The sequence below is a fragment of the Planomonospora parontospora genome (assembly GCA_014647935.1).
GTDB lineage: Bacteria > Actinomycetota > Actinomycetes > Streptosporangiales > Streptosporangiaceae > Planomonospora > Planomonospora parontospora.
The window spans coordinates 127,694-141,115 of record BMQD01000013.1; the positions used below are offsets into that span (position 1 = coordinate 127,694).

Below are 13,422 nucleotides of genomic sequence, written 5' to 3' on the forward strand. Positions count from 1 at the left end.
CATCAGTGTTGACATTTCGGACTCGTTGACATAACCGAGCATTGTTTGGTTTTGTTGACAGTTAACCTAATAGATGGTTTTATGGCGGAGTTACTCCCCCTCCGGCGAGAGTCGGCATGCTGTCTCACATCCATCCCGCGGTGGCGGTCACGGCTCTGCTCTTTCTCGCCTCGCTGGGCGTCACGGCCCTTCTCTGGGCGCGACTCAGACGGCTCAGGCAGGAGCAGGCGGCCGAGCGGGACAGGGCCGTCGCCCGGGCGCGCGAGGACTTCACCCGGGACATGCACGATCTCGTGGGCCACTGGCTCTGGCTGGCGTCGATCAAGAGCGAACTGGCCTACCGGCAGGCGCACGGCGACGCCCGGCTCCGCGGCGATCTCGCCGAGGCGCTCCAGGCCGTACGGCACGCCGCCCACGCCGTGCGGAACGCCTCCCGGTCCCACCGCAACCTCTCCCTGCACGGTGAGGCCGTACGGGCCGAAGCCCTGCTGTGGAGCCTGGGAGCCGACTGCCTGATCCAGGTGGACGCCACCGGCCTGCCCGCGGACCTGAACATGGCGCTGGGCGCCGTGGTCAGGGAGAGCGTCACCAACATGCTCCGGCACAGCGCGGTCCGCAAGTGCGTGATCGAGACGGCCCGGCACGACGGCCGGCTGCGGCTGACCGTCGCCAACGACGGGGCGGCCGGCCCCGGCCGCTTCCCTGCCGGGCACTCCCGGTCGGCGTCCCCGTCCGGAGCCCTCGCCACCGAGCCCGCCCCCGGCTCCGCGCTCACGCCCGGCCCGTGCCCGGATCCGCACCCGCAGGCCGGCGGCCTGGCCAATCTCCGGCAGCGGATGGCCCGTCTCGGCGGCACCGTGGAAGCCGCGGCCGGGCCGGACGGATGGTTCCGGCTGGTCGCCGAAGCCCCCGTCGACTTTTCTGAATAACTTTCACTTCATCGACTCCACCTCGCATGACGCACATCTTCACCGTCATGCCTGTGAATTATGCATATTCGAGCGATGGAACTTGTAACTGGAAATAGCCGGGTACGTCCGGGATTCTCTCTTTGGAAGCCAGCAAGGAGATCCCCGTGAATGACCAGTACGAGCTTTACTGCCTCGCGGATCCGCTCTTTTACGACACTCTTGACGGCAGCCGCGGCGGCCATCCCGACTTCCCCCTCGCGTCCCGGGAGGTCCCGGACGGCTGGACGCACCAGGCGACCGACACGTGGATGCACTACGCGCCGGCCGAGGGGACGGTGCCGCCGCAGGGATGGAAGATCCACGTGTCGGCGTGCGTGGAGGACGCCGAGCGCGCCATGGAAGCGGTGTGGGACTACTGCGTGCCGCGGGACATCCCGTTCAAGTTCCTGCGCAGCCGGCCGGTCATGACGATGCTGAACTCCAAGGCGGCCGCCCGCGGATCGAGCGGCAAGCTGGTCACGGTCTACCCGCTGGACGACAGCCAGCTCGAACTCACCCTGAAGGAGCTCGACATCCTGCTGCGGGGGGTGAGGGGGCCCTACATCCTCAGCGATCTCCGGTACGGCGAGGGCCCGCTCTTCGTGCGGTACGGAGGCTTCGTCCCGCGCCACTGCACGGGAGACAACGGCGAGCTGGTCCTGGCCCTCGAGGACGGGGACGGCAACCTCGTCCCGGACGTCCGCGGCCCCTCCTTCAGCCTCCCCTCCTGGGTGACGCTGCCGGCCTTCCTCGAACCCCACCTGGCCGCGCGCAACGCGGTCACCACCGCGGGCCTGCCGTACGAGATCGAGAGCGTCATCCAGTTCTCCAACGGCGGCGGGGTCTACCTCGGCCGGGACGCGCGGACCGACCGGCGGGTGGTGCTGAAGGAGGCGCGTCCGTACGCCGGGCTCGACACCATGGACCGGGACGCCGTCACCCGGCTGGCGCACGAGCGGGACATGCTGGAGCGGCTGTCCGGGCTGGACGCGGTGCCCGCGCTCGTCGACTACTTCACGCTGGGCGACCACCACTTCCTGGTCCAGGAGTTCGTCGACGGCAACCCGCTGCAGCGGCTCCTCGTGCAGAAGTATCCGCTGACCCGCGCCTCGTGCGGCCCGCGGGAGCTCGCCGACTACACCGCCTGGGTGCTCGACGTGCTGCCCAAGGTCCGCGCGGCCGTCGAGTCCCTGCACGGGCGCGGGGTGGTCTTCGGCGACCTGCACCCGAACAACATCCTCGTCACCGCCGAGGGCCGCATGGTCCTGATCGACTACGAGGTCGCGACCCTCGCCGAGAACCGCGAACGCGCCACGCTCGGCCACCCCGCCTTCGCCGCGCCCCGCGACCGGCACGGCCTCGAGACGGACGCCTACGCCCTGGCCTGCCTCTGCATCGGGCTGTTCGCCCCCCAGCTGATGATCATGCAGATGCTCGACCGGGGCAAGGCCGCCCAGCTGGCGGGCCTGATCAAGGAGGCCTTCCCCGTCCCGCCCGAGGTGGTCGACGACGCGGTCCGGACGATCACGGGCACGGAGCCGGTGGCGTCGCGGCCGGCGCCCCGGCCGGGCCACGACGCCTGGCCGGAGGTGCGGGACGCGATGGTCCGCGCCATCCTGGCGAGCGCCACCCCCGACCGCGACGACCGGCTCTTCCCCGGCGACCCGGCCCAGTTCGAACCCGGCGGCGGCCTCACCTTCGCCCACGGGGCCGCCGGGGTGCTCTACGCGCTGGACGCGGCCGGGGCCGGACGCCTCCCCGAGCACGAGGAGTGGCTGCGGCGCCGGGCGCGCGACCTCGAACGGGGTGCGCGCATCGGTTTCTACGACGGACTGCACGGTGTGGCGCACGTCCTGGACCTGCTCGGCCACCGGCAGGACGCGCTGGACATCGTGGACAGGTGCCTGCGCGAGAAGTGGGAACTGCTCGACACCGGCCTGTTCGGCGGCCTGGCCGGAATCGGCCTGAACCTCTTCCACCTCGCCCGGACCACCGGTGAGCGCGCGCTCTCGGACACGGCGCTGCGCGCCGCCGGCATCTGCGCCGACCGGCTCGGCGGTCCCGACGACGTGCCCGAGCTCAGCGGCGGGACCGGCCCCCGCGCCGGCCTGATGTACGGCTCGGCCGGCTCCGCCCTGCTCTTCCTGCACGCCTACGAGCACACCGGCGACGCCGCGCTGCTGGAGCACGCCGCCGTGGCGCTCCGCCAGGACCTGCGGCGGTGCAGGACCACCCAGGACGGGACGCTCCAGGTCGACCAGGGCTGGCGCACCCTGCCCTACCTCGACGAGGGGTCCGTGGGCATCGGCCTGGTCCTGGCCCGCTATCTGGCCCACCGCGACGACGAGGGGTTCGCGGCCGCGCTCGACGCCTGCCGGCTCGTCACCCGCGGCGGGTTCTTCGTGCAGCCCGGGCTGTTCACCGGCCGGGCCGGCATGATCGCGGCTCTCGGCGGAGGGCTGGGCCCCTTCCCCGACGGTCCCGGCACCGACCTGGCCGAGCAGATCCGGGGATTGGCCTGGCACGCGCTGAGTCACGGCGACGGGCTGGCCTTCCCCGGCGACCAGCTGCTCCGGCTCTCCATGGACTTCGCGACCGGCACGGCCGGAGTCCTGTTCGCGATGAGCACCGCGCTGAACGACCGCCCGGTGTTCCTCCCCTTCATCCAACCGCCCGGCGGCGCAGGCGCCATGGCAACGGCATCGCCTGCACACGAGCCCGCCGAGCGGTCCCACCCCGACGAGTCACCGAAGGAGGTGTGAACGAATGGTACTTCTCGACCTGCAGTCCCTGGAAGCCCCCACCGGGGGCGGCAGCGGCGGCGGCAGCACCCTGACCGCGCTGACCTGCAACTCCGGCAAGCCCAGCAACCTCAGCGTCGCGCTCTGCCACTAGTCCCGGTTCCACCCCCATCCCCCGAACACAGAACTGGAGTAATCCCATGGTCCTTCTCGACCTGCAGTCCCTCGAGGCCCCCACCGGCGGCGGCAGCGGCGGCGGCAGCACCCTGACCGCGCTGACCTGCAACTCCGGCAAGCCCAGCAACCTCAGCGTCGCGCTCTGCCACTAGTCCCGGTTCCACCCCCATCCCCCGAACACAGAACTGGAGTAATCCCATGGTCCTTCTCGACCTGCAGTCCCTCGAGGCCCCCACCGGCGGCGGCAGCGGCGGCGGCGGCGGCAGCACCCTGACCGCGCTGACCTGCAACTCCGGCAAGCCCAGCAACCTCAGCGTCGCGCTCTGCCACTAGCGGCACACGTGTCCGGGACGGCCTGCGGAGGCCGTCCCGGGCATTTCCTTTGCGGACGGCACCGGGAGAGGAGGGACGGGTGCGGTCGTCGGATCGGCTGGTCGCCCGGATCGTACGGCGCAGCGGCCCGTGGCTCGGCGTCCTGGCCGTCACCGCCGTGACCGGTGCCCTGGCGCAGCTGGCGCTCCCGTTCGTCCTGGGCCGGACGGTCGACGCCCTCGTCTCGGCCGCCCCCTCCCGCGGGACGTGGCTGGGCGCCTGCGCCGCGATCGTGGTCGCGGCCGTGGCGTGCGACGCCCTCGGGGTGTGGGCGACCGGGGCCTGCAGCACCCGGGCCTCGGAGTGGCTGCGCCACCTGACCGTGCGGCACGTGCTCGGCGCCGGGCCCGCACTGAGCCGGCGCTTCTCCGAGGGGGAGCTGGCCACCCGCGCGGGTGTCAACGCCGAGGAGGCGGGCCGCGCGCCGGAGACCCTCGTCACCGGGGCGGCGCTGGTCATCCCCACCGCGGGAGGCCTGGTGGCGCTCACTCTCATCGATCCCTGGCTGACACTGACCCTCGCCGCCGGCCTCGTCGTCATCGTGCTCGTACTCCGGGCCTTCCTCAGGGTGAGCACCACCCTCGCCGGCGACTACCAGGAGGCGCAGGGCGACATCGCGGCCCGGCTGATCGACGCCCTGGCCGGCGCGCGCACCATCGCCGCCGCCGGAACCCACGCCGAGGAGAAGGCCCGGGTGCTGGCCCCGCTCCCCCGGCTGCGCGCGCACGCCATGGAGATGTGGCGGACCAACGCCCGCGCGGGCGTGCAGGCCGGTGTCGTGGTGCCGCTGCTGGAGGTGGCGGTGCTCGGGGTGGGGGGATTCCGCCTCGCCGCGGGCGACCTCACCGCGGGGGAGCTGTATTCGGCCGCCCGCTACGTCGTCCTCGGCGCCGGGCTCGGTTCGGCGCTGGGCTACGTGGGCCGCCTGGCCCGGGCGCGCGCCGCCGCGGGGCGGATCGGCGAGCTGCTCTCCGAACCGCGCAGGGCCTACGGCCGCCGCTCCCTGCCTCCCGGTCCCGGCACCCTGGAACTGAGAGGCGTCACCGCCGACGGCCTGTCCGGCGTCGACCTGCTGGTCCCGGGAGGGTGCTCGGTGGCCGTGGTCGGCCGGTCGGGTGCGGGCAAGTCGGTCCTCGCGGCCCTCGCGGGCCGCCTGGCCGACCCCTCCGGCGGCGCGGTGCTCCTCGACGGCGTCGAGCTGCCGGACCTGTCCCGGGAGGCGCTGGGCGAGGCCGTCGGCTACGCCTTCGAACGCCCCGTCCTGATCGGCGAGACCGTCGCCGACGCCATCGGCCTCGGCCTGCGGGAGCCCGGCCCCGGAGCGGATCCGGGGGCGCCGGACGCCCCGCCGACCCCGGAGCGGCTGGAGGCGCTGCGGGCGGCCGCCCGCGCCGCGTGCGCCGACGCCTTCGTCAGGAGACTGCCCTCGGGCTACGGCACCCCGCTCGCCGACGCGCCGATGTCCGGCGGGGAGCGGCAGCGGCTCGGCCTGGCCCGCGCCTTCGCGCACGGCCGGCGCCTGCTCGTCCTGGACGACGCCACCTCCAGCCTGGACACCCTGACCGAGCGCCGGGTGAGCGAGACGCTCGCCGGTGAGCTGGCGGGCCGTACCCGGCTGATCGTGACCCACCGGGTCGCGACCGCGGCGGCGGCCGACCGGGTGATCTGGCTGGAGGGCGGCCGGGTCCGCGGCTACGACCGGCACCGGGTGCTCTGGGACGACCCCGGTTACCGGGCCGTCTTCGAGGTGCGGCGGACCGGGCCGGACGACCCCGGGCCCCGCCCGCGCCGGACGGACGCCGCGGAGCGGGCGGGCGCGTCGTGAAGCGGCCGGTTCTGCGGGCGCTGCGCCGGGATCCGCGCGTACTGGTCCGGCTCGGCCTGTGGTCCGTGCTGGAGAGCGCGCCCGCACTCCTCATCGGCCTGGCCGTCGCGCGGGCGATCGACGACGGCTTCGCCGCGGGCAGACCGGCGATCGGCCTGGCCTGGCTGGCGGTCCTCGGCGGTGCCTGGCTCGTCGCCGCGGTCGGCGCGCAGCGGGTCGTGCTGGCCGTCGCCGCCATCGTGGAGCCGTTCCGGGAGGATCTGCTCAGCCACGTCGTCGAGGGCGCGCTGGACCGGTCGGCCGCTCCGGGCCCGGGCACGGAGGCCTCGGCGGTGGCCCGCTCGAACCTCCAGGTCGAGCTGGCCCGTGACGCCCTCGCCTCGGTCGTCACGGTCGTCAGGTCCTTCGTGTTCACCGCGGTGAGCGTGCTGCTCGGGCTGATGACGCTGATCCCGCAGGTGCTGGTGCTGGTGCTGCCGCCCTTCGCCGCCGGTCTCGGCCTCTTCCTGCTCTCGCTGCCGGTCCTGGCCCGGCGGCAGCGGGCGTTCCTGCTGGCCGACGAGCGGACGGCGGAGTCGGTCACGGCCGTGGCCGGCGGCCTGCGCGACATCGCGGCCTGCGCGGCGGAGGAGCGGGCGGCCGCCGCGGTGGGGCGCCGGGTGACGGAGCAGGCCGAAGCGGGCCGCGCGCTCGCCCGGGTGACCGCCGCCCGCACGCTCTCGCTGGCGGTGGGCGGCTGGTCCCCGGCCGTGCTGGTACTGGCCGGCACCCCGTGGCTGCTGTCCGAGGGAGCCGGCGCCGGCGTGATCCTGGGCGCCCTGGCCTACGTCACGCAGTCGCTGGCCCCGGCCCTGGACAACCTCGTGGAGGGCCTGGGCGTCAGCGGGGTCCGGTTGTGGGTCTCCCTCGACCGCATCGAGGAGTCGGCGCGCACCGGCGCGGACCGGCCGCTTGCGGCGGGGGACCGGCTCCCGGCCGCGCACGGGGGCGCCGAACTGCGCGGCGTGACGTTCGCCTACGGGCCGCACGCCGAACCGGTGATCGCCGGTCTCGACCTGTCCGTCCCCGACGGGGACCACCTCGCCGTGGTCGGGCCCAGCGGCATCGGCAAGTCCACGCTGGCCGGGCTCATCGCGGGCGTGCTGCGGCCGGAGGCGGGCGAGGTCCTGGTCGGAGGCGTGCCCGCCGACCGCCTCGACCCGGCCGAGCGGGTGCTCATCCCCCAGGAGGCGTACGTCTTCCGGGGATCCCTCATGGAGAACCTGACCTACCTCGCGCGGGCCGGCGCCGGGCAGGTGGACGAGGCGGTGGCCGCGGTCGGCCTGGCCGGGCTGGTGGAGCGGCTGGGCGGCTACCGCGCCGAGATCCGCCCCTCCCTGCTCTCCCCGGGTGAACGCCAGTTGGTCGCACTGGCCCGGGCCTACCTGACCCCGGCCCGCCTGATCGTCCTCGACGAGGCGACCTGTCATCTCGATCCGGTGGCCGAGGCCCGCGCGGAGGAGGCCTTCGCCCGGCGCGGCGGCACGCTCCTCGTCATCGCCCACCGGCCGGCCTCCGCCCTGCGCGCGCGGCGCGTCCTCGTCATGGACGGCACGCGCGTGCGGCTGGGGACGCACGGGGAGCTGCTCGCCTCGTCCCCCCTCTACGCCGGCCTGGTCGGCCGGTGGGACCCCCGAACCGCCTCCGCGGAGGCGCCGCCCGGCACCCGGCCGGACGCGCCCTCCGGGCACGCGGCCTGACCTCACCCCGGACGTCCAGGAGCCGATCAGATGATCTATCCCCCCGCCGAGCGGCAGCCGGTCACCGACCTCCTGCACGGGCACGCCGTACCGGACCCGTACCGGTGGCTGGAGGACCCGGCGAGCCCGCGGACCCGCAGCTGGTCGGCCGCCCAGGAGGACCTGTGGCGGGCGCACGCCGCCGCCCTGCCCGGCCGCGACCGCTGGCACGCCCGGGTGGCCGGGCTCTGTTCCGCCGGAACGGTCACGCCGCCGCTGTGGCGCGGGGAACGCCGCTTCTTCCTGCGTCACGAGGCCGGGCGGGAGCACCCGGTCCTGTACACCGCCGGCCCGGACGGGGCGGAGGAGCCGCTGGTCGACCCGGGCGCGCTCGACCCCTCCGGGCTGACCGTCCTGGACCGGTGGCAGCCCGACCTCACCGGCCGGCTGCTGGCCTACCAGCTGTCGCGGGGCGGGGACGAGCGGTCGGAGCTGCGGGTCATGGACGTCGGCGCCCGGCGGACCGTGGACGGCCCGATCGACCGCTGCCGCTACGCCCCGGTGGCCTGGCTCCCGGACGGCAAGGCGTTCTTCTACGTCCGCGACCGGCGGGTGTGCCTGCACCGGCTCGGCACGCCCGCCGCGGACGACGTCGTGATCTGCGCCGAGGAGCGGTCCTACGGCCTGGGCTCCAGCCACGACGGCCGCTGGCTGACGGTCTCGGCTCCGGCCGGGGCCGGCAACGACGTCTGGCTGGCCGACCTGGCCGCGTCCCCGCCCGAGCGGCCCGGCCTGCGGGTGGTGCAGGAGGGAGCGGGCGCGGTCACGGTGCCCGCCGTGGGCCGCGACGGCCGGCTGTACCTGCTCACCACGCTGGACGCGCCCACGGGCCGGCTGTGCGTCGCCGATCCGGCCGATCCCGGCCCCGGGGGCTGGCGGGAGCTGGTCGGCCCGGATCCCGAGGCGGTGATCTCCGACTTCGCGGTCCTCGACGGTCCCTGCCGCCCGGTGCTCCTCGTCGGCCGGACCCGGCACGCGATCAGCGAGATCGGGGTGCACGACGCGGCCACCGGCGAGCGGCTGGGAGGGGTGCCGCTGCCCGGGCTCGGCACCGCGGGCCGGATGTCCGCGCGCCCCGAGGGGGGCTGCGAGGTGTGGTTCTCCTACACCGACGGCGTCACCCCGGGCAGCGTGCACCGCTACGACGCGCGCACCGGGCGGACCTCTCTCTGGGCCGCCGCGCCCGGCGCCGTCGACGTGCCCGAGCTGGAGTCCCGCCAGATCGTCTACGCCTCGGCCGACGGCACGCCGGTGCGGATGGTCGTGCTCGCCCGGCCCGGGACCGGGCCCCGCCCGGCGATCCTGTACGGCTACGGCGGGTTCGGGATCCCGCTGACCCCCTCCTACTCCGCCTACATCCTGCCGTGGGTGGAGGCCGGGGGCGTCTTCGCGCTCGCCCAGGTGCGCGGCGGCGGCGAGGAGGGGGCCGCCTGGCACCGCGACGGCATGCTGGAGCGCAAGCAGAACTCCATCGACGACTTCACGGCCGCCGCGGAGCGGCTGATCGCCGACGGCTGGACCACGGCCGGGATGCTGGCCGCCTGCGGCGAGTCCAACGGCGGGCTGCTGGCCGGGGCCGCGATCACCCAGCGGCCGGAGCTGTTCGCCGCCGCCGTCTGCTCGGCCCCGCTGCTCGACATGGTCCGCTACGAGCTCTCCGGCCTGGGCCCGTCCTGGCGGGGGGAGTACGGCTCCGCGGAGGACCCGGAGCAACTGGGCCACCTGCTGGGCTACTCGCCGTACCACCGGGTCCGCGAAGGGGTGGACTACCCGGCGACGCTGCTGGCCTCGTTCGGCGGCGACTCCCGGGTGGACCCCATGCACGCGCGGAAGATGTGCGCGGCGCTGCAGCACGCCACGTCGGGCGACCGGCCGGTCCTGCTCCGCCACGAGGAGGGCGTCGGGCACGGCGCCCGGGCCGCCGGGCGGGCGGCCTGGCTGGCGGCGGACATGCTGGCCTTCCTGGCGGCGCACACCGGGCTGGAGGCCCCGCCGCCCGAACGGTGACGGGGCCACGCGCGGACGGCCGCGGGCCCCCGCCGCCCGGACGGTGACGGGGGCCGGGACGCGCGGACGGCCGCGGCGGGCGGGGACGGGGCCCTGGTACGCGAGTGGGGGCGAGGCGGGGTTCAGACGCGCGAGCGGTGGCGGACCAGCCCGACCTCGCTGAGGTCGTCCGGCCAGAGCCAGCCGTCCTGCTTGGCGATCCTGATCGCCTCCACGCGGGTCCTCGCGCCGACTTTCGACAGGATCCGCGACAGGTAGTTGCGGACGGTGCCCCCGGACAGGTAGAGCCGGTCGGCGATCTCCTCGACCGGGGCCCCCTCGGCGGCCACTTTCAGGACCTCCAGCTCCCGGCAGGTCAGCGGGTTCTCCCTGGCGCTGAGCGCGGCGACGGCCAGGTCGGGGTCGACGACCTGCTCGCCGCGCGCGACCCGGCGCACGCACTCGGCGAGCTCTCCGGCGGGGGCGTCCTTGACGACGAAGCCGCGCGCCCCGGCGTCCAGCGCCCTGCGCAGCGCGGCCGGCGTCGCGAGGCCGGTGAGGATGACCGCACGGCAGCCGGGGAGGGCGCGCCGGAGCTCCGCCGCGGCGGTGATGCCGTCGGTGCCGGGCAGGCCGATGTCGATCAGCGCGACGTCGGGGCGGTGGCGCAGGCACGCCTCCACCACCTCGTCGCCGTGCCCCGACTCTCCCACGACCTCGATGTCCTCCTCCGTCGAGAGCAGGGCGACCATCGCCCCCCGGACGAGGTGCATGTCCTCAGCTATCAGGACATTTATCACGCGCAGTCTCCCTCTCACGGTGACACACGATCCGTCTCCCGGATCCCGGCGCTACCCAGTGGAACCGGCCGACTACCGCGTTACCCGAATTTAACCTGAAGGAACGGCGAACACTGACCGGTTCCGGCCACCACACCGTCCCACCAGGCGTGATGTCCTCTTTTATAGGGGTTCGCAGGGGTCCGGAGGACGCGGAGGACGGGATTGTCAGGCGCAAGCCTTACGGTAGGGCGCGTGCCAGAGACGACCCACGAGATCACGCTGGACTCGGCCCTCAGCGAGGAGGCCGTGCTCACGACCTACCGCCGGATGTTCGCCGCGCTCGCGCGCGACAGCGGCGCGGTGGTGGACGATCCGGCCCTCGTCGACATCGCCGAGACCCTGTTCACGGCGTTCGCCGAGGCCGGGGAGGAATGGCTGACCCACGAGCAGATGCGGCACGCCTGCCGGGCCCACCCGCTGGAGATGTTCGAGAACCGCCTGCGGGTGCTCAAGGGCCTCGGCGCGGTCCGGGAGGTCTTCCCCAAGCCCCACCAGCTCCGCTACCGGGCGTCGTTCACCAGCATGGTGGGCCTGATGTTCATCCGGCGCATGCTCCACGACGGCGGCCAGTCCGAGGTGCACCGGCTCCTCGCGCTGGAGGACCTCAACGTCGCCGACCCGCGCACGACGATGGAGGAGGCGCGCGTCAGCGCGCAGAACCTGGCGCGGGCCTTCCGGCTCTGGGCACTGGAGCTCATCACCCTGACCGGGGGCACCATCGAGGAGCTCCGGGAGCAGGCGCCCACGCTCTGGGGCACCGAGGAGATCGCCCAGCGCGCGCAGAGCCTGCACGCCACGATCCTGACCCGCTGGCCCGACCTGGACCGCACCTGCACCGAGCTGCGCGCGGCCATCTACTCCTACAGCGACGCCTCCCGCCGCGCCGCCGGCCGGCTCGCCGACTCCGCGGGCACGACGAGGAACCTCACGCTGCTGCCCGCCGAGACCTGGCGGACGTTCGCCCAGACGGCGGACAGGGAGCGCCTGGCCGCGGTGCTCGACGGCTTCGTCTTCGACGCCCCCGCCCCGTGGCACGATCCGGCGGCCATCGTCCGCGCGGTCGACGAGAGCCCCCGCCCCGCACCCGTCCAGCCCGCCCCTCCGCGCCCCGCGCTGCCCGACCCCGGTCCGGCGGACTCCTACGAGCCCGGCGCCGACGGGCTCGACCGCCTGGCCTCGGTCGCCGAGACCGCGCTCGGCGGGCGTTCCTCGGCCCGGCTGGAGGAGCTGCTCACCGCCGACGGCGAGTGGGTCTCGGTCCGCCGCCTGCTCGCCGACCTCGTCGCCGCCGATCTGCGCCCCGAGTCGCCCTACCGCCTGCGCTGGTCCGACGGCCTGTCCGCCGAGCCCGGAGCCGAGCCCGCCTGGCTCTCCCACGGCCTGCTGGAGAGGACCGGCCATGACGCCTGACGGCACCGGCGCGCCCGGCACCGCACCCTCGGCCGCCGGGTCCGCGGTTCCCGCCCCGCGGCCGGGGTCCACCGGATCCGGCGCCGCCGACGCCGCCGCGGCCACCGCGGCGGCCGAGATCTCCGGGGCCGCGAAGGTCTCCGGGACGGCAGCGCTCGCGCACGTCCGGGCCAGGTCCACCGGCCCCCTTCCCCTGGGCCCCGGCGAGGCCGCGCCCCCGGGCATGGCGCGGCTGGGCCGCGGCGACGGCACCGGTCTGGCGCTGCCCGCCTGGCCGGACGGGACGACCCCCTCGCTCCTGGCCGAATACCAGGCCTCGCCGGTGGCCGTGGAACGGTCCGGGGAGACCCGGCGGGTGCTGGCCGCCGCCCTGAAGTGCTGCTGGAGCGACCTGACCGCCGACCCGTGGCCGGGGACCCCCGCGCCCGTCGACGACGTGCTGGCGGCCTACCGGGCGCTGATCGGCCGCGCCGACGACCTCATGCGCAACTGGGCCGTCGGCGCCCTGCGCCGCCTGCACGACTCGGCCTGGCTGGTGGTCGCCGACGGCACCGTACGGCTCGGCCCCCGGTGCGCCTCCTGGCCCGCCGCCTCCCACGCGCAGCTGCGCGAGCTGGTGCGGCGCCTGCCCGGCCCGGGCGAGGAGGGCGTCCCCGCCGTGCTGCCCGTGGCCGGGGAGACCGGCCACGGCGCAGCCGCGGGCCTGGACCTCCCCGAGGGCGTGGACGACGACCTGCTCGCCCCGTTCGACGAGCGCCGCCGCGCGGAGGTCGTCGCCGCGTTCATGGCGGTGGAGCACGCGGCCGAGCCGGTGCACGAGGCCCGGTTCCCAGCACTGCGCGACCCGGTGCTCCGCCGCGTGCTGGCGGAGATGCTCCGGCGCCGGGGCAGGGTCCTGGTCTCCGGCCGGGAGACGTGGACCTCCGGATACGCCGACGACGTGGCGGCCGAAGCGGGCACCGCCCTGGGCGAGGCCGAGCGGGCCGTCCTGGTGCTGGTCCTGGTCCACTCGGTGGCGATCCCCCGGGCCGAGGGCCTGCTGCCCGCCGACAGCTGGCTGTCGCCGTTCCCCGCCCAGGCGGAGGAGCTGCGGCGGCACACCCTGCTGCCCATCGGCGAGCTGGAGGCCGCGCTGCGGACCCTGCGCCACGCGGGGCTGGTCACCCAGGTGAAGTCGGGCGAGGAGGCGGGCGGCTACGTGCCGGGCCCGCAGTTCCACCGGCTGACCCCGGCGGCCAGGCGGCGCCTGCAGGAGGAGCTGATCCTCGCCGCGGGGCCGCACACCCCGCTGGCGGCGGCCGTACGGGCCCGGCGCCGATAGCCGCCGGGCGCATCAGAGCA

11 protein-coding genes are annotated in these 13,422 nt (G+C 75.1%); 10 read left to right on the forward strand and 1 reads right to left on the reverse strand.

All coding sequences use genetic code 11. The annotated features are described in order from the left end of the window. Positions 1-116: 116 nt before the first annotated feature. From IEZ07_RS21000 to IEZ07_RS21035, 8 genes are all read left to right on the forward strand, one after another. Positions 117-929: a sensor histidine kinase gene (locus tag IEZ07_RS21000; protein ID WP_191896304.1), complete on the forward strand. Its 813-nt coding sequence runs from the start codon at positions 117-119 to the stop codon at positions 927-929. Positions 930-1,075: 146 nt separating this feature from the next. Further along, entirely contained in the window at positions 1,076-3,712 is a 2,637-nt protein-coding gene (lanKC, locus tag IEZ07_RS21005) for a class III lanthionine synthetase LanKC (protein WP_191896305.1), read from the forward strand. Positions 3,713-3,716: 4 nt separating this feature from the next. Next, positions 3,717-3,845 (forward strand): SapB/AmfS family lanthipeptide, encoded by a 129-nt coding sequence (locus IEZ07_RS21010; protein ID WP_153054127.1) that lies wholly within the window; start codon positions 3,717-3,719, stop codon positions 3,843-3,845. Between the two features lie 46 nt (positions 3,846-3,891). After that, the gene (locus IEZ07_RS21015) at positions 3,892-4,020 is read left to right on the forward strand and encodes a SapB/AmfS family lanthipeptide (protein ID WP_153054127.1); all 129 of its coding nucleotides are present in this window, start codon (positions 3,892-3,894) and stop codon (positions 4,018-4,020) included. A 46-nt stretch (positions 4,021-4,066) separates the two neighbouring features. Then, positions 4,067-4,201: a SapB/AmfS family lanthipeptide gene (locus IEZ07_RS21020; protein ID WP_191896306.1), complete on the forward strand. Its 135-nt coding sequence runs from the start codon at positions 4,067-4,069 to the stop codon at positions 4,199-4,201. A 79-nt stretch (positions 4,202-4,280) separates the two neighbouring features. After that, complete coding sequence (locus IEZ07_RS21025) at positions 4,281-6,065, forward strand: ABC transporter ATP-binding protein (protein ID WP_191896307.1); 1,785 nt, start codon at positions 4,281-4,283, stop codon at positions 6,063-6,065. After that, positions 6,062-7,804, forward strand: a complete 1,743-nt coding sequence (locus tag IEZ07_RS21030) for an ATP-binding cassette domain-containing protein (RefSeq protein WP_191896308.1) — start codon at positions 6,062-6,064, stop codon at positions 7,802-7,804. The genes IEZ07_RS21025 and IEZ07_RS21030 overlap by 4 nt, the downstream gene beginning before the upstream one ends. Before the next feature lie 30 nt (positions 7,805-7,834). Continuing rightward, positions 7,835-9,850 carry a prolyl oligopeptidase family serine peptidase gene (locus IEZ07_RS21035; protein ID WP_191896309.1) on the forward strand — a complete coding sequence of 672 codons (2,016 nt, stop codon included), beginning with the start codon at positions 7,835-7,837 and terminating at the stop codon, positions 9,848-9,850. Positions 9,851-9,972: 122 nt separating this feature from the next. Here the strand turns inward: IEZ07_RS21035 and IEZ07_RS21040 are convergent, their stop codons facing one another. Then, a complete protein-coding gene (locus tag IEZ07_RS21040; RefSeq protein WP_191896310.1) occupies positions 9,973-10,629 on the reverse strand; it encodes a response regulator transcription factor in 657 nt (218 codons plus the stop codon). 234 nt (positions 10,630-10,863) lie between these two features. Here IEZ07_RS21040 and IEZ07_RS21045 point away from each other — a divergent pair, with 234 nt between their 5' ends. Together IEZ07_RS21045 and IEZ07_RS35830 are read left to right on the forward strand one after the other, a co-directional pair. Further along, positions 10,864-12,081, forward strand: a complete 1,218-nt coding sequence (locus tag IEZ07_RS21045) for a hypothetical protein (RefSeq protein WP_191896311.1) — start codon at positions 10,864-10,866, stop codon at positions 12,079-12,081. After that, positions 12,071-13,402, forward strand: coding sequence for a hypothetical protein (locus tag IEZ07_RS35830; RefSeq protein WP_239320313.1), 1,332 nt, complete (start codon positions 12,071-12,073; stop codon positions 13,400-13,402). Before IEZ07_RS21045 ends, IEZ07_RS35830 begins: the two co-directional genes overlap by 11 nt. Positions 13,403-13,422 lie beyond the last annotated feature (20 nt).